We start from the raw sequence: 19,434 nt of genomic DNA on the forward strand, positions 1-19,434 counted from the left end.
ACCTATTCGACTTTCCAGTCACCATTGACCACCTTGACCATCACGCCGGTTTCCAGCGTGAAGCCCCAGTGGTCGTCCTTGGTCCAGTTCAGCACGCCCTGCGAGACCTCGGTGCGGCCCATGGTCTCCAGCGCGTTGCGCAGCGCAGCGCGAAACTCCTTGGTGCCGGGCTTGCCAGCTTTCAGCGCCAACGGCACGGCCTTTTCCAGCACCACCAGCGCGTCGAATCCGTGTGCGGCAAACTGGTTGCGTGAGCCGGCGCCATAGGTTTTTTCGTACTGCTGCACATACTGCACCGCAACCTTCTTGGACGGGTGGCTGTCGGGCAACTGCTCGGCGATCACGGCCGGGCCGGACACCACAAAGGCGCCCTCCACGTCCTTGCCGCCCACGCGCATCAGGTCGCGCGAGGCGGCTGCATGGGTCTGGTAGATCTTGCCCTTGAAGCCGCGCTCCACCACGGCCATGTGCGGCATGGCCGCACCGCTGCCGGATGCCACGACCAGCATGGCATCAGGGTTGGCGGCCACCAGTTTCAGGGCCTGCGCGGTGACACTGGTGTCAGACCGTGCAAAGCGCTCGGTGGCAATGAGCTTGATGCCGCTCTTCTCGGCCTCGGCCGTGAAGTCCTTGAGCCAGCTCTCGCCATAGGCATCGGTGTAGCCCAGGAAGCCCACGGTCTTGACGCCCTGCTTCTTCATCAGGCCAACGATGGCATGCGCCATGACGGGCGTCGACTGGGCCATGCGGAAGGTCCAGCCATCCTTGCCCGGTGGCAGCGGAATGGGCGACAGGGCCAGTTGCACGGTCTCGGCCTCGGTGGCAACGGCTGCCATGGGAATGGCCACCGGCGTGGCCACCGAGCCCAGGATCACGTCGGCCTTGTCATCGGTGACAAAGCGCTTGGCGTTCTTGACGCCGTTGGTGGGGTCGGTCGCATCGTCCAGCACGATGATCTTCAGTTTTTCGCCGGCGATGCTGGCGGGCCAGAGCTTGATCTGGTTGTTCACCGGAATGCCCAGGCCCGAGGCCGGGCCGGTCAGGGACAGGCTCACGCCGATGGTGATGTCAGCCAGCGCGCTGCCTGCAACGGCCAGTGTGGCGGCTGCGGCGATCAGGGATTTGACGAACTTCATACGATGTCTCCTTGGTGTAGTTAGAACGGTACAAAAGCAAAACGGAGTGTGACCTGGATTCAGCGCGGTGCCATGCGCAAGGCGCCATCTAGGCGAATCACTTCGCCGTTCAGGTGGCCATTGCTGACGATGTGTGCGGCCAGTTGGGCAAACTCTTGCGGCTGCCCCAGGCGCTGCGGGAACGGGATACTGGCCGCCAGCGAGGCTTGCACCGCCTCGGGCAGTTGCTGCATCAGCGGCGTGGCAAACAGGCCCGGGGCCACAGTGCAGACGCGGATGCCGTGTTGCGCCAGATCACGTGCCATGGGCAGCGTCATACCGACCAAACCGCCCTTGGACGCGCTATAGGCCTGCTGCCCCACCTGGCCGTCAAAGGCCGCCACCGATGCGGTGAACATCATCACGCCGCGCTCACCGTCCTCCAGCCGCTCCAACTGCGCACAGGCTGCAGCAAACAGACGGCTGACGTTGTAGGCGCCGATCAGGTTCACATTCACCACCCGCACAAAATCTTCCAGCGGCGCGGCCGAGCCGTCCTTCTGCACAATGCGCTTGGCGCTGCCGATGCCGGCCACGTTCATCAGCACGCGTGCCGGGCCATGTGCGGCGGTTGCCTTGGCCAGTGCCGCGCCTACGCTGTCGGTGTTGGTGATGTCGCACTGGCAGGCCACGGCGCAGCCGTTTCCAAATTGCGCGCCAATATCCGCCGCAACCTTTTCTGCCAGCGCCATGTTGACGTCGAGCACCGCAACCTTGGCCCCCAGGCGGGCCAGCTCACGTGCGGTGGCTTCGCCCAAGCCGGAGGCGGCACCGGTGACGAGGGCGGATTGTCCTTGAATGTTCATGTCAATTCTCTTTGGGGTTTGGGGGTGGAAAGCTCAGGCGTACTTGTCGCCCACTTCTTCGCGCAACGGATGGGTGTCGTAGATGATGGTCATCTTGGCGATGCGGTCGCTGCCAGGCGCGAAGTCAAATACGTCGACGCAGGTGAACGTCACCACCTTGCCGTCTTTGAGGGTCCAGTCATAACGAAAGTAGGCCGCTACACGGGTGCCTTGGGTCGCCGGTTCCACGCTGGCGAACAGGTCGATCGGGGTGATCACGCTGAGCGACGATGCCTGTGCCAGCTTGGGGAAGAAATCGCGCGCCACCATGTTGCCAAGAAAGGGTGATGCCACCATGCCCTCCGGCTCAAACGTGGCAATCAGCGCGGCGGTATCGCTGGCGTTGAGCGCCTTCAGGTAACCGCGGATCGTGTCGAGTTGGGGCGAGTTCATGGTTGTGTGTCCTTGGCCGGAAGCAACGTAAAGTCCAGCGTTCCTGCGTGCAGGGCTTCGACCAGGTCGGCGCGGTGCTGCAGTACGGCCCGTTGGTTGATGGAACCTTTATCGGTGATTTCGCCGCGGTCGATCGATGGCGGCTCGGCTAACAGAATCAGACGCGCGATGCGACTGGCACTACCGGTGGCGGTCTTGGCCAGGTCGTCCACCACGCGTTGAAAGTGCGCTTGCACCGGCGCGCTGGTCAGCACGGCATCCATAGGTGCCGATGCGCCCAGACCCGAGAGCTTGCGCACCTCGTTGGTCGGGAACACCATGGCCCCCACTTCCTTGCAGTTCAGGCCAGTGATCACCGCGTCTTGCACATACGGCGCGCCGGCAGCGATGATCTTGCTGCGCATGGGGCCAACACTGACAAAGGTGCCGGTGCTGAGCTTGAAGTCTTCGGCAATGCGGCCGTCAAAACGCAGGCCCTGGTGCACATCGTCAGCGTCGATCCAGGTCACGGCGTCACCACTGCAAAAGAAGCCCTCTTCGTCAAAGGCTTGTTGCGTGGCCTCGGGGTTGCGCCAGTAGCCGGGCGTAATGTTCGGGCCTTTGTAACGCACCTCGGTTTTGCCATCCACGACTACCAACTTGACCTCCAGACCCGGCGTTGGCACACCCAGGTCACCGGCCTTGACCTTGGCGCGGTTGACCGACAACGCAAAGGGACCGGACTCGGTCATGCCCAAGCCAGTGCACATGGTGATGCGCTCGCCCACCTCGCGCTCCTGGGCTTCATGCAGTGCATCCCAGATGGGTTGCGACAAGGCCGCTGCGGCGTAGAAGAACATGCGGACGCGGCTCAACAGCGTTTTGCGCAGCACATCGTCGGTCTTCATCGCGTCGGCAATGGCTTCAAAGCCGGTGGGCACATTGAAGTAGACCGTGGGCGCAATCTCACGCAGGTTGCGCAGCGTCTCGTGCATCAGTGCCGGCGTGGGCTTGCCGTCATCGATGTACAGCGTGCCGCCGTTGTAGAGCACCATGCCGAAGTTGTGGTTGCCGCCAAAGGTGTGGTTCCACGGCAGCCAGTCCACCAGCACCAGCGGCTCTTCCACCAGCGGCGTCAGCGACTGGCGCATTTGCTGCTGGTTGGCACACCACATGCGGTGTGTGTTGACGACAGCCTTAGGTAGCTTGGTGGAGCCCGAGGTGAACAGAAATTTGGCGATGCTGTCCGGGCCTGTGCGAGAAAAGGCCTCATCCACTGCGGGCGTTGGTTGGGTGGCAAGCAGTTGGTCAAATGTGCTTCTAGCCCTCGTCGAATAGGCGTATTCCGCTATTGAATTGAGAGTAACCTCACAATCCTGCGGAACCGCGGCCGTGATCGCCGCACCATAGCGCCGGCCGTCGCTGGCAAACACCAGGCCCGGTGTCAGCGTGGCCATCACATGCTTGAGCTTGCCGTGGTCGGTGCTGACCGTGGAATAGGCCGGCGACGTGGAGCAATAGGGTATGCCCACATAAATGCAGGCCAGGGCCAGCAGCGCGTGTTGCAAGTCGTTGTCGCTCAGGATCACCACCGGGCGCTCGACGCCGAGCTGGCGGTCCAGCAGGGCCTGGCCGATGCGGCGCGCACCATCGAGCGCTTGCGCAAAACTCAGGCGTTGCCAGTCGCCGGTGCTGCCATCGTTGTGGCGGGTGCGGTGCGCAAACAAGGTGCGGTCTGGTGTGGCCTGGGCCCAATGCAGCAGGCGCTCGCCCATGGTGTTGGCATAGGGCTGCAAAGAGGCTTCGGCGCGCAGGTAGCGCACGCCCTGCTGGCTGCCTTCACGCAGCACCACGCGGGTTACGCCAAAGCGCATCGGCCGGTATCGGGGTTCACTGCTGACGGTGGTGGTCATGCGGGTCTCCAATGGTTCTGGCGGCGGCTCAGTCTTTTTGAACCTTGGCCGCGCGGCCTTCGAGGAAGGCCCGCACACGTAGCTTGGCTTCGGGTGCCGACTGCGCAATGGCCGCCATCAACGACTCGGTCATCAGCCCGTGGTCGGCCGTCTGATCGGCAATGCGGGGCAACACATGGGTCAACGCGTAGTTGGTGGCCGGTGCGTTTGTGGCCACGCGCTCGGCCAACTCCAGGGCCTTGGTGAAGGCCTGGCCCTTGGCCACCAGGTACTGTGCAAAGCCGGCGCGTTCACCGTCCTCTGCGTTGTAGACGCGGCCGGTCAGCATCATGTCGGTCATGCGGGCCACGCCGATCAAACGCGGCACCCGCACCGAGCCACCGCCGCCGACAAAGATGCCGCGCGAGCCTTCGGGCAACGCATAAAAGGCCGTGGTGTCGGCCACGCGGATGTGGCAGGCGCTGGCCAGCTCCAGACCGCCACCCACCACGGCGCCATGCAGCGCAGCGATGACCGGCACCGGGCCAAACTGCACGGCGTCCAGCGCCTTGTGCCACATGCGCGAATGGTGCAGGCCTTGCAGCGCATCGCGCTCGCTCAGTTCGCTCAAGTCCAGGCCGGCGCAGAAGTGCTCACCATCACCGTCGATGACGGCCGCACGCACCTCGGTACCAAAGCTTTCGAAAACACGGCGCAGCTCCAGCACCAGCGCGTCGTTGATGGCATTGCGTTTGGCCGTGCGGGTGAGCCGCACCACGGCAACGGCGCCGGTGATCTCGACCGACAGGTCAGCGGAATGGGAGGTTGCAGACATTCGGATTTCCTTGCTTCAGTGCATCAATTTAGTTATAGTCTATAACCAATTAGCAGCATTTACAAGACAAGAAATGGTCGAAATGCTGTGGCCTAGGGTTTGTACTAGGCCCCGCCTGTGAAACGGAACAGGCACACGAATGTGATGGCTTTCAAGTAAGGAGACAAGGTAATGCAAGCGTTTATTCCCTACGGCATGTACTGGTCCACGCCCTTTGCCAAATGGCAGGGTTCGCTGGCCAACCTGAACGCGCTGCCGCTGGCGGCGCAGGTCGGCAAGCAGGCCATGGCCGCGCGTGGTTTTGATCTGGACCAGGTGGATCTGGCCATACTGGGCATGACCAATCCGCAGAAGGGCAGCTTCTATGGCCTACCCTATGTGACCGGCATGATGGGCATTGACCGCGTGACCGGCCCCACCATCCAGCAGGCCTGCGCGACCAGCGTGCGCGCGCTGCAAATGGCGGCACAAGAGGTGGTGTGTGGCACGGCCCGCTGCGCCCTGCTGGTGATGGCCGACCGCCAGTCCAACGGCCCGGTGCTGTACTACCCCGACGCCACCGGTACCGGTGGTTACGGCATCACCGAACACTGGGTGCCCGACAACATGGGGCACGACCCCTACGCCAAAAACCCCATGCTGGACACTGGCGAAAACGTGGCCCGTCGTTATGGCATCAGCACTGCCGAGCAGCACGATGTCAAGCTGCACCGCTACCAGCAGTACCAGCAGGCACTGGAAAACGACCGCGCGTTCCAGAAGCGTTATATGGTGGACGCACCGCTGTCGGATTCCAAATTCCGCAAGCAGACCGGCGTGCTGAGCAGCGACGAAGGCATCTTCCCGACCACCGCCGAGGGCCTGGCCAAGCTCAAACCGGTCAAGCTTGACGGAACCGTGACCTTTGGCGGACAAACGCACCCGGCCGACGGCAACGCGGGCGCCATTGTGACCACGCGTGATCTGGCGCGTGCGGTGTCCAAAAACCAGGGCATAGAAATTGAAATTCTCAGCTTTGGCATGGCCCGCGTGGAGCCCGGTTATATGCCGATGGCACCTGCCCCTGCCGCGCTGCGCGCACTCGAACAAGCAGGCTTGGGTATCCACCAAGTGGATGCCATCAAGACGCACAACCCCTTTGCCGTGAACGACATCGCGCTGGCGCGCGACACCGGCTTTGCATGGGAGCGCATGAACAACTATGGCAGCTCCATCATCTGGGGCCACCCACAAGCGCCCACCGGCATGCGCGCCATCATCGAGCTGATCGAAGAGCTGGTGTTGCGCGGCGGCGGGGTCGGCCTGTTCACCGGCTGCGCAGCGGGTGACAGTGGGTATGCCACGGTGCTGCGCGTATCGGATGCCTTGAGCACTTAAACCTAGGGTTGAACCATGACAAAACACTTCTCTGCACGTTTTCAAAATGCCTGGCTGGTCGATGGCGTTCGCACCCCCATGGTCGACTACTGCGGCGCGCTGGGTGCGGTGTCGCCCACCGACATGGGCATCAAGGTGGCGCGCGCCGTCATCGCCCGCAGCGGCCTGCCCGCCACCGATGTGGACTCGGTGATCACCGGCTCCATGGCGCAGGCTGACTTCGATGCCTTTGTGCTGCCCCGCCATATCGGCCTGTACGCCGGCGTGCCGGTGGCGACGCCGACCATTCTGGTGCAGCGCATTTGCGGCACCGGCTTTGAGCTGTTCCGCCAGGCGGCCGACCAGATCGCGCTGGGCTATGCCGAGCTGGCGCTGGTGGTGGGCACCGAATCCATGACGCGTAACCCAATTGCCGCCTACACCCACCGCAGCGGCTTCAAGCTGGGCGCGCCGGTGGAGTTCAAGGACTTTCTGGTCGAAGCCTTGAACGACACCGCCGGCCCCGTCACGATGATCCAGACCGCCGAGAACCTGGCCCGGCAATACGGCATCAGCCGCAACGATGTGGATGCGTATGCGGCCCAATCATTCGAACGTGCGCTAAGGGCGCAGGCCGAGGGCTTTCATGCGGGCGAGATCGTGCCGGTGGCGAACGAGAGTTTTGCGTTGGAAGGTTATGCCACGCGTGGCATCGCGCTGCCGCGCAAGGTCGCGCAGTTGGACCATGACACGCACCCCCGGCCATCGCCGGTGGAGGCACTGGCCAAACTGCGCACCGTGTACGTGGGTGGTGTGCAGACCGCCGGCAACAGCTCGGCCCTGGTCGACGGTGCGGTCGGCGCGCTGGTGGCCAGCGATGCCTATGTGCAGCGCAATGGCCTGCAACCGCTGGCCCGGCTGGTCGGCGCCGCGGCAGTCGGTGTGCCACCCGAGACCATGGGCATAGGCCCTGCCCCAGCCATCCGCGCGCTGCTGCAGCGTTGCGGGCTCGCGCTGGCCGACATTGGCCTGTTTGAAATCAACGAGGCCCAGGGCGCACAAACCATTGCAGTCGAACGTGAACTGGGCCTGGACCGCGACAAGCTCAACGTGAATGGCGGCGCCATCGCACTGGGCCACCCCCTGGCAGCGACCGGCGTGCGCCTGACCGTGACGCTGGCGCGTGAACTGCGCCGCCGTGGTCTGCGCTACGGCATTGCGTCCGCCTGTGTGGGCGGTGGCCAGGGCATGGCGCTGCTGATCGAAAACCAAAACACTTAACGGAGACACCCCATGAAAGTCATTACAGCTGACCAAGCCGGCGCCTTGATCCCCGACGACGCCACCATCTTCCTCGGCGGCCTGGCCGTGACCAGCCTGCCCGAGGAAATCCTGCAAGGCGTGGAGCGGCAATTCCTGGCCAGCGGCCACCCGCGCAATGTGACCACCTGGGCCTGCGGCGCGGTGGGCAATTCGGGCGAAGCTGGCATGAAGCACTTTGCGCACCCCGGGCTGATCAAGCGTGTGGTGGCCGGCCACTTTGGCCAGACCGGCAAGGAGATGATGAAGATGGTGTTCGACGGCGAAGTCGAGGCCTACAACTTCCCGCAGGGCAGCCTGTCGCATCTGACGCGCCAGATCGCCAACCGCTCACCGGGCTTGCTGACCCAGGTTGGCCTGGGCACCTTTGTCGACCCGCGCCTGGAGGGCGGCAAGATGAATAGCCGCTCCACCGAGGACCTGGTGGAACTGGTTGACTTCAAGGGCGAAGAATGGCTGTTCTACCCACCGCCCAAGATCGACGTGGCCATCATCCGCGGCACGCTGGCGGACGAGAAGGGCAACATCACGCTGGACAAGGAGGGCGTGCTGCTGGAGCAGCTGTCCATCGCGCAGGCGGCCAAGCGCTGGGGCGGCATTGTCATCTGCCAGGTGGAGCGCATCGTCAAGGCCGGCACGCTGCACCCCAAGGCCGTCAAAGTGCCGGGCTTGCTAGTGGACTATGTGGTCGTGGCACAACCCGAGAACCACATGCAAACCATCGCCACGCAGTTCAACCCCGCGCTGTGCGGCGACGTGAAGGTTCCGGCCGGCAGCCTGGCCCCCATGCCGCTGGACGAACGCAAGGTGATTGCGCGGCGCGCCGCGATGGAGGTCACACCTGGCGCCATCACCAACCTCGGTATCGGCATCCCGGCCGGCATTCCGTCGGTGGCGGCGGAAGAGGGGGTGTCGGATTTGCTGAGCCTGTCGATCGAAAGCGGCGTCAGCGGTGGCATTCCGGCGCAGCTGGGCGACTTTGGCCTGGCCTACAACGCCGAGTCCATCATCGAGCAAAGCGCGCAGTTTGACTTCTACGACGGCGGCGGGCTGGACGCCAGCTTTCTGGGCCTGGCGCAGACCGACCGCCACGGCAACGTCAACGTCAGCAAGTTCAACGGGCGGCCGGTGGGCTGCGGCGGTTTTATCAACATCACGCGCTCAACCAAGAAGCTGGTGTTCTGCGGCGCCTTTACCGCCGGCGGGCTGGATGTGGAAGTGGCCGATGGCCGGCTGCACATCAAGACCGAGGGCAAGTCGCGCAAGTTCATCGACCAGGTCGAGCAGATCACCTTCAACGGCCACGACGCCGCGCTGCGCCAACAAGAGGTGGTGTTTGTCACCGAGCGTGCGGTCTTCAAGCTGACCGCCGACGGCCTGGAGCTGACCGAGATCGCCCCCGGCGTGGACCTGGAGCGCGACGTGCTGGCCCACATGAGCTTCAAGCCCATCATCACGAACGTGAAGCCCATGGACGCCGGCATCTTCCGCGCGAACTGGGGTGGGCTGGCGGCGGCGTTGGGTTGATCCGGGATGGGCCGGCCAAGTGCACGACAGTAGACGCTATTACTTTGATAGTGGCATACGCATATTCCACGAGGGCTAGCGGCCAGTTTTCCTCTGAAGTATCGCCAATAACCCCAATATGGGTAGAAATAGGGTGTTTTTGAGATGACCAGGTGACCCAGCGGCAGCCTGGATAGGCTCCTGCCCCCGCTTTGAAAGGGCTGTTTTGGCTCCGCATGCAAAAAATTTTTCCTCCAATGGTTCTTATTTTCAAATTATGAAATTTGATTGCAAAAAAATGCCCCCGGGTCAGACCGCTGAAAGCACAATCACGCACGATCCCATGACTGCAGCTTGTAACCCCAGCAAGCTGGCGGCAGTTGCCATAACAATTTTTGGAGACAAGTGATGACGACCCAATCCCCCACCATCATCTACACCTTGACCGACGAGGCCCCCCGCCTGGCCACGGCGTCCTTCCTGCCCATCGTGCGCACCTTTGCCGCACCCGCCGGCATCAACGTGACCGAGGCCGACATCTCGGTGGCCGCACGCGTGCTGGGTGAGTTCCCCGAAAGCCTGACCGAAGCCCAACGCCAGCCCAACACGCTGGCCGAGCTGGGCAAGAAGACGCTGCAGGCGGATGCCAACATCATCAAGCTGCCCAATATCAGCGCATCGGTGGGCCAGTTGCAGGCCTGCATCAAGGAACTGCAGTCCAAGGGCTACGCGGTACCAGACTACCCCGAAGCCCCCAAGACAGAAGAAGAAAAATCCATCCGCGCCCGCTACGCCCGCTGCATCGGCTCGGCCGTGAACCCCGTGCTGCGCGAAGGCAACTCGGACCGCCGCGCGCCCAAGGCCGTCAAGGAATACGCCCGCAAGAACCCGCACAGCATGGCCGAGTGGAGCCAGGCGTCGCGTTCACACGTGTCGCACATGCACGCTGGCGACTTCTACCACGGCGAGAAGTCCATGACCTTGGACCGCCCCCGTGATGTGAAGATGGAGCTGATCACGAAGAGCGGCCAGACCATCGTCTTGAAGCCCAAGGTCTCGCTGCTGGACCGCGAAGTCATCGACAGCATGTTCATGAGCAAGAAGGCGCTGCTGGAGTTTTATGAGCGCGAAATCGAAGACGCACGCAAGACCGGCGTGATGTTCTCGCTGCACGTCAAGGCGACGATGATGAAGGTGTCCCACCCCATCGTGTTTGGCCACTGCGTGCGCATCTTCTACAAGGACGCGTTCGAGAAACACGGTGCCGTGTTCAAGGAACTGGGCATCAACGTCAACAACGGCATGGCCGACCTGTACACCAAGATCGCCACCCTGCCGCAAAGCAAGCAGGACGAGATCAAGCGCGACCTGCACGCCTGCCACGAAAACCGACCCGAGCTGGCCATGGTGGACTCGGCCAAGGGCATCACCAACTTCCACTCGCCCAACGACATCATCGTCGACGCATCCATGCCCGCCATGATCCGCAACGGCGGCAAGATGTGGGACGCCAATGGCCGCCTGAAGGACGTGAAGGCCGTGATGCCCGAGTCGACCTTTGCCCGCATCTACCAGGAGATGATCAACTTCTGCAAATGGCATGGCAACTTCGACCCCAAGACCATGGGCACCGTGCCCAACGTGGGCCTGATGGCGCAGCAGGCCGAAGAATACGGTTCACACGACAAGACGTTTGAAATCTCCGAAGACGGCGTGGCCAACATCACCGACCTGGCCACCGGCGAAGTGCTGCTGAGCCAGAACGTGGAGCAGGGCGACATCTGGCGCATGTGCCAGGTCAAGGACGGTGCTATCCGCGACTGGGTCAAGCTGGCCGTCAACCGCGCACGCAACTCCGGCATGCCCGTAGTCTTCTGGCTGGACGCCTACCGCCCGCACGAGGCGCAGCTGATCACCAAGGTCAAGATGTACCTGCATGAGCACAACACCACCGGCCTGGACATCCAGATCATGAGCCAGGTGCGCGCCATGCGCTACACGCTGGAGCGCGTGATACGCGGCGAGGACACCATCAGCGCGACCGGCAACATCCTGCGTGACTACCTGACCGATTTGTTCCCCATCATGGAACTGGGCACCAGCGCCAAGATGCTATCCATCGTGCCGCTGATGGCCGGTGGCGGCATGTACGAAACCGGTGCCGGCGGCTCTGCCCCCAAACACGTACAGCAGCTGGTGGAAGAAAACCACCTGCGCTGGGATTCGCTGGGCGAATTTTTGGCACTGGCGGTGTCGCTGGAAGACCTGGGCCTGAAAACCGGCAATGCCAAGGCCAAGGTGCTGGCCAAGACGCTGGACGCGGCCACCGGCAAGCTGCTGGACACCAACAAGAACCCCTCACCCAAGACCGGCCAGTTGGACAACCGCGGCAGCCAGTTCTACCTGGCCCTGTACTGGGCACAGGAACTGGCTACGCAGACCGACGATGCGGCACTGGCTGCACAGTTTGCGCCTCTGGCTAAGCAATTGGCAGACAATGAGCAAGCCATCGTTGCGGAACTGGCCGAGGTGCAAGGCAAGCCCGCCGACATCGGCGGCTACTACCTGCCCGATGTTGCCAAGCTGGACGCCATCATGCGCCCCAGCGCCACGCTGAACCAGGCCCTCGCGTCGGTCAAGGCGTAACGGTCATCCAGGAGCCAGCCGCCCGCGTCAGCGGTGGCGCACGAGGGCCTACCATGCGCCCCCGGGCTCCGTTTTCGGCACCGCCTCGCAGTCAGGCGGCAACAGCAGGTGTGCCACCCAACACTGCACGCAATGGCAAATCGAATTTCACGCTGCGCCTTGACTCTCAAGTCGGGCAAAACGTAAGCTCAACGCGTGCAAGCGTCCCATCGACATCACCAGCCGTCTTGGCGGACTGAATCCAGCGTTCCACTCCATTAATCCAAGCGGGAAGACTCGATAGACCTATGGAAACACAATCGCTGGGGCGCAGGCTGCTGGTGCGGGTCAACCTATGGTTGACGGTGATCCGTGATGCATTCATCGCACTCATGCCCTTGACCTTCTTGGGGCTTGTGGCGCTGCTGCTGCAACACTTCCCCTGGAGCGTCTACCAGGATGCGATGCGCTCGCTCTGGGGTGACGGTTGGGCGGGGCACCTGGAGAAGGTGATCAAAGCCTCACATGGAATTTTCGGCATGGTGCTGGCGTCCGTTGTCGCCACCCTGCTCACGCGACGGTTGACCCCTCCGTCGTTCGACATGACCGAAGTGCCCTCCGTGATCGTGGCCATTCTGGCATTGATCCATTTCATGCTGATGGCGTCCGCGCGCCCGCTGTTTGTGGATGGCCTGGGGCACGGGGCCATGCTGCACGGCATTGTGGTGGGCATCACGACCGCCGAAGGGCTGCGGCTGGCCATTCGGTGGCGTTGGCTCCAGATGGGCGATAACCCCTACGACGCCGATTCCATTTACCACCACGCGCTACGCCTTACGCCGGCAGTCATTGTGGTGGGCCTAACTTTTTTCGTGTGCATGGAGTTGCTAGCCACCCTGCCAGGGGTCTCGCCCTATGTGCTGTCCCCGGTGGTGGCCTGGGCCCAGTCCCAGCAGGCGGATGCAACCTGGATACTGAGCGGTTTGGCCACGCTGCTGAACCAGGCCGCATGGTTCTTCGGCATCCATGGCGGCAAAATTCTTGACACCTATGGTGCGGCGCTCTTTACCCCCATGGGTTCTCCCTATACCAGTGCGCTGGCATGGCGGCCCTTGTTCGACCACTTTGCACTAATGGGGGGAGCGGGTGCCACAGTGAGCCTGGTCATTGCCATCTTGCTGAACGTTCGGCACGGACCGCAACGCCAGATTGCCAAGTGGTCCGTGCTACCCGCCATCTTCAACATCAATGAAGCCGTGCTCTATGGGCTGCCGATCGTGTTGAACGGAGCTTACTGGGTGCCGTTTCTCTGCACACCCCTCCTCTTCGCAGGGATGACGGTGGCGGCGGCCGAGTCCGGCCTGGTGCACTTTGTGGTGGCGGACATTCCGTGGACGACACCACCGCTGTTGTCCGGCTGGTTGCTCACAGGCTCCTGGCTAGGCGCCGCATTGCAAGCTGTGGAGATCGTGCTGGGGGTCGCCCTCTATCTTCCGTTTGTGCGACGGGCCGAAGCCACGCGCAAGGAGCGCGAAGCCACGACGGTGAACCATGCGCTGAAGCGCATCGTGGAAGAAAGCCAGAAGTTTGGTACGTTTGTCATGCGCCACGACCAGACGGGCCTTGTTGCCAGACATCTGCTCGCAGACCTGTGCAATGCGTTGAAGACGCGTGACGGCGGGCTGTGGCTGGCCTACCAGCCCAAGCACGACACCTCGGGGCGCATGGTCGGCGTGGAAGCCCTGGTGCGGTGGAACCATGCCACTTACGGGCCCATTTCACCGGTCGTGATGGTGGCCTTGACCGAGAACAGCACACACATCCACAAGCTGGGGCTCTGGGTTCTGGAGCAAGCCTGCGCGTGCAAGGCGCGGTGGAATGCCATGGGCCACCGCGACCTGATCATGGCGGTGAATCTTTCGCCCTCGCAGCTGGAAGACTATGCATTGACCACCCAGTTGGAGGAACTGCTGCAACGCCACGGCTTGGCCCCTTCGGAAATCGAACTGGAGATCACCGAATCCGCCGTGATTCCAGACAGCCAGACCGTGGAACAAACCTTGCGCAAATTTGCGGACATGGGTGTCCGGCTTGCCATGGATGACTTCGGCATGGGCTACTCCTCACTGCTGTACCTGCGGCGTTTCCATGTGCATTCCATCAAAATTGATGGATCCTTGACGCGCGACGTCCTGAGCAACGCCACCAATGCCGACATCATTCGCACCATTGTGGCCCTGGGGCGATCCCAGAAGGTGGAAGTGGTCGCAGAGTATGTGGAGACCCTGGAACAGCGCATGATGCTGGCAGACCTGGGTTGTGACATTTTTCAAGGCTATTTTCACAGCCCCGCGTTACCCGAGCAGGACTGCCCCGGGTACTTTGCCAAGGACCAGGGCACGCCAACCGCGCCGCGTCAGAACAGGCCACAGCCGGTGGAGCCTGCACGCATTGACAAATCGAATTTCATGCACATCCTTGACGCAGCGCGGCCCTGAAACGTAAGCTCAATCGGTTCAACTGTTCCACCCCAAGTCAACCGTTGGAATACGGAGACTGCTGCTGGCGGTAGTTGGCGGTCTGCGCTGAAAAGAAGTCCATCAAGAATGAATAAGCTGTCCGCTCCCGCTGGTTTCAAAGACGACATGGACGAGTCGAATGTTGCCGTTGAACTCGGTTTAGCCCACAGGGGGTGGTACATCTACAGGCCGCACCGCGAGCAGGCCATTTTTGCCTACAACCGCGTCAAGGTCTCGGGGATGCAGGTGACGGAAACCCGGCTTGGACATTGCATCGGGCGGTTTGATCCACACAAGCAAGACGGCACCTATCTATCCATGGGTTTCTCCGTGTCTGGTGTCAGTGCCGTGGAGGGTCCGTATGGCCGCATCACCTTGCAGGCAGGGGACATATCCCTGTGGCACGGCAGTGTCCCCATGAACTTTCATATTCAGGAGCCCTACCATCTGTTGAATCTGGTGTTTAGTGACCAGTACTTGAAATCGGAAATACTGGATATTCCGTCGGTGACCGGCATGCACTTCAGGCCACAAGATCCCTTTGGGTCCATCCTCAGCGGCTTCATGCAAGGGCTGTTGAACGAATGGCAATCCCTATCCGAGGCCGATCTGACACTGGCTTTGCTGGCAGCGCGCAGCCTGATGGTCAAAGCGATACAGAAGAAGCGGGGCGAGCAGTTGGTCAACCCCGACGCAAAGCGCATCACGTCCGCCATGCGTTTCATTGACCAGCACTTGTACGACCCGGAACTGACACCCAACAAGATAGCGACGGCTCTGCATATGTCACTGCGCAGCTTGTACCTCCTGTTCGCGCGGCAGGACTTGACCGTGCAAGGCTTCCTGCGTGATCGCCGCCTGGAGGATTGCCGGCTGACTATCGCCAGCAAGCGCACCGACCTGAACATGAAGCAGTTGGCGCTGAGCCGTGGCTTCAATGACCTGTCTGGCTTCAGCCGCGCATTCAAGCGCAAGTACGGAATATCACCCATCGAATTCCAAAGGTGGGTCTTCACACCCTTGGAATGAATGTGGGCATTGCGCAGCAGGCATGCGCACCACGCCTTTCCACCCCGTTGGTTCAGCCAACAACAAGCAAAAGTGACAGTGTCGAAATCTACTGAAAGGAAAGTGCGAGATGAACGATATGACGGTGCGCGCCAAATTGGCTTGGGCGTTTGGGGGACTTGCGCTGCTGGTCTTATTGATTGCGGGGCTGGCCATCAAGATGCTGGGCGATGCGGACGAACGTTTCAGCAAGTATGTCGACGGCATCAGTGCGCGAGCCGACATGGCCCACCTCGTACGGGAAGCCATTGACCTTCGCGCCATCGCCGCACGCAATCTGGTGCTGGTGACCAAGCCGGAAGATGTGGCAGTCGAAAAGGCCGTGGTGACCAAGGCCCATGCGGATGTGGGCGCAAACCTGCGCAAGTTGAAAAAATTGGCGGAGGAGGAAAGCACCTCGGATGAGGCGCGCCGCATGATTGCGGAAATCGACAGGATTGAGCAGGCCTACGCACCGGTGGCGCTTGCCATTGTTGATCTCGCGCTCAACAAGAAGACCGAGGAAGCCATTGCCAAGATGAACAGCGAGTGTCGTCCACTGTTGGCGTCTTTGGTGAAAGTATCGGTCGAATACTCCAACCTCGCCGCGGATCGCGCATCCAAGCTGGTGGATGCGGCCGCCGCCGACTACGCCGCGCAAAGGAACTACCTGATCGCCGGATGCCTCGTGGCGCTCATGGCAGCCGTGGTCGCAGGTGTTCTCATCACGCGCAGCCTGACGCGGGCGCTGGGGGCCGAGCCCGCTGAATTGAGCCACGCGGCCAACCGCGTCGCCGATGGGGACTTGGCGTCCCGCCTCCACGTGCGCGACGGTGACACCCGCAGCGTGATGGCCGCGATGGAGCGCATGCAGGCCTCGCTCACGCGTGTAGTCTCCGCGGTGCGCCAGGGCTCGGACAGTGTTTCCACAGCTTCCGCAGAAATTGCGCAGGGCAACCACGACCTCAGCGCCCGTACCGAGAGCCAAGCCAGTGCCCTGGAAGAAACCGCTGCTTCCATGGAAGAGCTCAGCTCCACCGTCAAGCAAAACGCCGACAACGCCCGCCAGGCCAACCAGTTGGCCCAAAGCGCCAGCACCGTGGCGGTCAGAGGTGGCGACGTGGTGAACCAAGTCGTGGACACCATGAAAGGCATCAACGACTCCTCCAAGAAGATATCGGACATCATCAGTGTGATCGATGGCATAGCCTTCCAGACCAACATCCTGGCCCTGAATGCGGCGGTAGAAGCCGCCCGTGCAGGCGAGCAAGGTCGCGGCTTCGCCGTGGTGGCCTCCGAAGTGCGGAGTCTGGCTGGGCGCAGCGCCGAAGCCGCCAAGGAAATCAAGGCCCTCATCAACGCCAGCGTGGAGCGGGTCGAACAAGGCTCGGTGCTGGTGGACCAGGCGGGCGCCACCATGACCGAGGTGGTCGACTCCATCCGCCGTGTAACCGACCTCATGGGAGAAATCAGCGCGGCCAGTTCGGAACAGAGTATGGGCGTGGCGCAGGTGGGAGAGGCTGTCACGCAGATGGATCAGGCCACGCAGCAGAATGCAGCCTTGGTGGAGGAAATGGCCGCCGCGGCGTCTAGCCTCAAGGGCCAGGCCCAGGAACTGGTGGCCACCGTTGCGGTGTTCAAGCTGTCCCAGGGAGAGCGCCCATATGCGCCGGCCCGGCATTTGAATGCGGTACCAACCGGGTCCAACATCCTCCCGCAGCCTACGCAGGCCAGGCTGATTGCCCAAAAACTGGCGTAACCCGTCACAATAAGCCCACCAACACACCACCACGGGGGCTTGTTCAAAACATGGAAGTGGTACCCAGGCGCGCATTTGCTGTCCAGCCGGAACCGGAGACCCCGACGTGAACCGGCTGTGGCGCTGGGCGGGGCTGCTTGCGCTGGGCATCACTTGGCATGGCGGTGCGTGGCCGCAACAAGAAGTTTTCGCGCGCCTCGACGCCATCTACCTGCTGTCGGAGCGGGACAATCTGGCAGCGCTGGAGCAGATGCAAGCCTTTGGAAAGAGCCTGGATGGCGGCACCCCCTACCCCGTGCAGCGGGAGTACCTGTCCAACCGTATTGCCATGGAGTTGGATTCTGACAAGGGCGATACCGTCAAGGCAGCCATCGCCCAGTTGCGGGCGCTGGCCCGCGAGCAACGGGATGATGCCGGCATGGCGCTGGCCGCAGCGTTCGAAGCCGCGACGCTCTTGGTGGCCGCCCAGTCCACTACCGCCATTACCAAGCTGGACGAGGCCCGCCCCCTGGCCGAGCGCTCCGCCGATCCGGCCGTTCTGTGGCAGTTCTATCTGGTACTCAGCAATGCCCAGGTGAATCTGGGCCGGTTCGAGGCGGGGCTGGACAGCGCACTCAAATGCCTGCAATACGCTGAACAACAACAACGGCACGCCCGCCAGTCGCGGCTGCGCGCGCTCAATGTCCTGGGGACGCTGTACGCGATCATGAAAAACTACCCCCGGGCGCTGGCGGCTATCGACGAAGGGCTGGCGTTGGCCAAAGACCTGGACTCCCGCAAGATGATGGCGTTGCTGTACATGAGCCAGGGCAATATCCACTCGGCCATGGCGCATTACCAAGACTCCATCACCTCCAATGCGCGTGCGCTCCAGGCCAGTCGGGACGCAGGCTTTACCCGAATGGAGTCCCTCATCCTCAATAACATGAGCGATGGCTATTTGCGCCAGCGCGCCTATGCCAAGGCAGAAGCCCTGGCGCGCCAGGTGCTGACCCTGGCGCGCCAGCGTGATGCACAAGGCTTGGCCTCCACCGCGATGGCCAATATTGGCTTTGCCCTGATCGGCCAGGGACGCATCGCGGAGGGCGCGGCCGAGGTGCGCGCGGCGCTCAAGCAGTTCCATGCGGCTGGCGCCATCGCGGGAGAGGAAGATGTGTTGGGCGAACTCGGCCGCATGTACGAGCAAAAAGGCCTCTACCGTGAAGCGCTGGCCACGGTGCGCGAACAACAGCAACTCAGCGAGCAGCTGTTCCGGACCGACCGTGAGAAAGCGGTGGCAACCCTGCAGGAGCAATTTGATGCCGTGCAGCGGCAGAAGCAAGTTGAAGTGCTGGCCCGCGACAACAACCTGAAGGACGCCGAGTTGCGCAACCAACGCCAGCAGCAGTTGGTAACCTTGCTAGGGGCGGTAGTGGCCATCATGGGCGGCGCGGGGATCTTCCTGCTGTACCGGCGCGTCCGCGCGGCCAATACACGGCTGCGCCAGGCCAATCAGCAACTCGCCATCAGCGCGGTGCGCGACCCGCTGACAGGCCTGAACAACCGCCGTGCCTTTCTGGACCTGATGGGCCGGCGCAACCCCGGAATCCCGCTCGGCCGGCGCGAAGGTGACAGCCCCGATGGTTTGATGATCCTCGACATCGACCACTTCAAGACCATCAATGACACGCTGGGGCATGCAGGTGGCGATGCCGTCCTGGTGGAGATCGCCAAGCGCCTGCGCGGCTGTGTGCGCGACAGCGACATGGTCGTGCGCTGGGGCGGTGAAGAGTTCCTGATCTACTCCCCCAAAGCCAGTACACCCCATTTGCGGAGCTTGGCGCAGCGGGTGCTCAAGGCCGTTGGGGAAACACCCATGCGCGTGGGCGACAAGCCGATGGCCGTCACGGTGACGGCTGGCTTCCTATTGCTGCCGTTTTCAGACATCCCCGAGACCGCATGCAATTGGGAGCGGGCACTGCAAATTGCCGACGCCGCCCTGTACATGGGGAAAGTCAATGGGCGCAACCGCGCCTGCGGCTTGGGTCGCGTGCTGGTGCCGTTCGAACAGGCCTTGCCAGTACTGGAACACGACATTGCAGCCGCAGTGCAGGATGCGCTGGTGGAATGGGTCGAGGTGCAAGGACCGGTGTCCTCCGATGGGGCGGCGGCCCCTGGCTGAGGAAGGAACTCCGGGATCTGGT

General features: G+C 62.4%; 13 protein-coding genes. 8 read left to right on the top strand and 5 right to left on the bottom strand.

Annotated elements, in window-relative coordinates; genetic code table 11:
- Positions 1-2: 2 nt before the first annotated feature.
- The 5 genes from AC07OO_RS07850 to AC07OO_RS07870 are packed head-to-tail and all read right to left on the bottom strand — an operon-like array spanning position 3 to position 5,119.
- Entirely contained in the window at positions 3-1,136 is a 1,134-nt protein-coding gene (locus tag AC07OO_RS07850; RefSeq protein WP_495081492.1) for an ABC transporter substrate-binding protein, read from the bottom strand.
- Positions 1,137-1,195: 59 nt separating this feature from the next.
- Positions 1,196-1,981 (bottom strand): SDR family NAD(P)-dependent oxidoreductase, encoded by a 786-nt coding sequence (locus AC07OO_RS07855; protein WP_495081493.1) that lies wholly within the window; start codon positions 1,979-1,981, stop codon positions 1,196-1,198.
- 33 nt (positions 1,982-2,014) lie between these two features.
- The gene (locus AC07OO_RS07860; RefSeq protein ID WP_495081494.1) at positions 2,015-2,413 is read right to left on the bottom strand and encodes a nuclear transport factor 2 family protein; all 399 of its coding nucleotides are present in this window, start codon (positions 2,411-2,413) and stop codon (positions 2,015-2,017) included.
- Complete coding sequence (locus AC07OO_RS07865) at positions 2,410-4,305, bottom strand: feruloyl-CoA synthase (RefSeq protein ID WP_495081495.1); 1,896 nt, start codon at positions 4,303-4,305, stop codon at positions 2,410-2,412. Before AC07OO_RS07865 ends, AC07OO_RS07860 begins: the two co-directional genes overlap by 4 nt.
- A gap of 28 nt (positions 4,306-4,333) precedes the next feature.
- On the bottom strand, positions 4,334-5,119 hold the full coding sequence (locus AC07OO_RS07870) for a crotonase/enoyl-CoA hydratase family protein (protein WP_495081496.1): 786 nt from the start codon (positions 5,117-5,119) through the stop codon (positions 4,334-4,336).
- Between the two features lie 171 nt (positions 5,120-5,290).
- Between AC07OO_RS07870 and AC07OO_RS07875 the strand changes: the two genes are divergently transcribed.
- The 8 genes from AC07OO_RS07875 to AC07OO_RS07910 all read left to right on the top strand — a co-directional run bounded on the left by AC07OO_RS07875 (position 5,291) and on the right by AC07OO_RS07910 (position 19,412).
- Positions 5,291-6,496 (top strand): thiolase family protein, encoded by a 1,206-nt coding sequence (locus tag AC07OO_RS07875; protein WP_495081497.1) that lies wholly within the window; start codon positions 5,291-5,293, stop codon positions 6,494-6,496.
- A 15-nt stretch (positions 6,497-6,511) separates the two neighbouring features.
- Entirely contained in the window at positions 6,512-7,756 is a 1,245-nt protein-coding gene (locus AC07OO_RS07880) for a thiolase family protein (protein WP_495081498.1), read from the top strand.
- Between the two features lie 12 nt (positions 7,757-7,768).
- Positions 7,769-9,322 carry an acyl CoA:acetate/3-ketoacid CoA transferase gene (locus tag AC07OO_RS07885; protein ID WP_495081499.1) on the top strand — a complete coding sequence of 518 codons (1,554 nt, stop codon included), beginning with the start codon at positions 7,769-7,771 and terminating at the stop codon, positions 9,320-9,322.
- A gap of 387 nt (positions 9,323-9,709) precedes the next feature.
- Positions 9,710-11,947: an NADP-dependent isocitrate dehydrogenase gene (locus tag AC07OO_RS07890; RefSeq protein ID WP_495081500.1), complete on the top strand. Its 2,238-nt coding sequence runs from the start codon at positions 9,710-9,712 to the stop codon at positions 11,945-11,947.
- Between the two features lie 287 nt (positions 11,948-12,234).
- Positions 12,235-14,424, top strand: coding sequence for an EAL domain-containing protein (locus AC07OO_RS07895; RefSeq protein ID WP_495081501.1), 2,190 nt, complete (start codon positions 12,235-12,237; stop codon positions 14,422-14,424).
- Positions 14,425-14,532: 108 nt separating this feature from the next.
- Positions 14,533-15,474: a helix-turn-helix domain-containing protein gene (locus AC07OO_RS07900; RefSeq protein WP_495081502.1), complete on the top strand. Its 942-nt coding sequence runs from the start codon at positions 14,533-14,535 to the stop codon at positions 15,472-15,474.
- Between the two features lie 109 nt (positions 15,475-15,583).
- On the top strand, positions 15,584-17,251 hold the full coding sequence (locus AC07OO_RS07905; protein WP_495081503.1) for a methyl-accepting chemotaxis protein: 1,668 nt from the start codon (positions 15,584-15,586) through the stop codon (positions 17,249-17,251).
- 106 nt (positions 17,252-17,357) lie between these two features.
- Positions 17,358-19,412, top strand: a complete 2,055-nt coding sequence (locus AC07OO_RS07910) for a tetratricopeptide repeat-containing diguanylate cyclase (protein ID WP_495081504.1) — start codon at positions 17,358-17,360, stop codon at positions 19,410-19,412.
- Positions 19,413-19,434: the final 22 nt, after the last annotated feature.

The sequence above is a fragment of the Rhodoferax sp. GW821-FHT07G04 genome (assembly GCF_059418585.1).

Coding starts and splice junctions, on each gene's coding strand:
- AC07OO_RS07850 (WP_495081492.1), bottom strand. CDS start 1,136: ATGAAGTTCGTCAAATCCCTGATCGCCGCAGCCGCCACACTGGCCGTT.
- AC07OO_RS07855 (WP_495081493.1), bottom strand. CDS start 1,981: ATGAACATTCAAGGACAATCCGCCCTCGTCACCGGTGCCGCCTCCGGC.
- AC07OO_RS07860 (WP_495081494.1), bottom strand. CDS start 2,413: ATGAACTCGCCCCAACTCGACACGATCCGCGGTTACCTGAAGGCGCTC.
- AC07OO_RS07865 (WP_495081495.1), bottom strand. CDS start 4,305: ATGACCACCACCGTCAGCAGTGAACCCCGATACCGGCCGATGCGCTTT.
- AC07OO_RS07870 (WP_495081496.1), bottom strand. CDS start 5,119: ATGTCTGCAACCTCCCATTCCGCTGACCTGTCGGTCGAGATCACCGGC.
- AC07OO_RS07875 (WP_495081497.1), top strand. CDS start 5,291: ATGCAAGCGTTTATTCCCTACGGCATGTACTGGTCCACGCCCTTTGCC.
- AC07OO_RS07880 (WP_495081498.1), top strand. CDS start 6,512: ATGACAAAACACTTCTCTGCACGTTTTCAAAATGCCTGGCTGGTCGAT.
- AC07OO_RS07885 (WP_495081499.1), top strand. CDS start 7,769: ATGAAAGTCATTACAGCTGACCAAGCCGGCGCCTTGATCCCCGACGAC.
- AC07OO_RS07890 (WP_495081500.1), top strand. CDS start 9,710: ATGACGACCCAATCCCCCACCATCATCTACACCTTGACCGACGAGGCC.
- AC07OO_RS07895 (WP_495081501.1), top strand. CDS start 12,235: ATGGAAACACAATCGCTGGGGCGCAGGCTGCTGGTGCGGGTCAACCTA.
- AC07OO_RS07900 (WP_495081502.1), top strand. CDS start 14,533: ATGAATAAGCTGTCCGCTCCCGCTGGTTTCAAAGACGACATGGACGAG.
- AC07OO_RS07905 (WP_495081503.1), top strand. CDS start 15,584: ATGAACGATATGACGGTGCGCGCCAAATTGGCTTGGGCGTTTGGGGGA.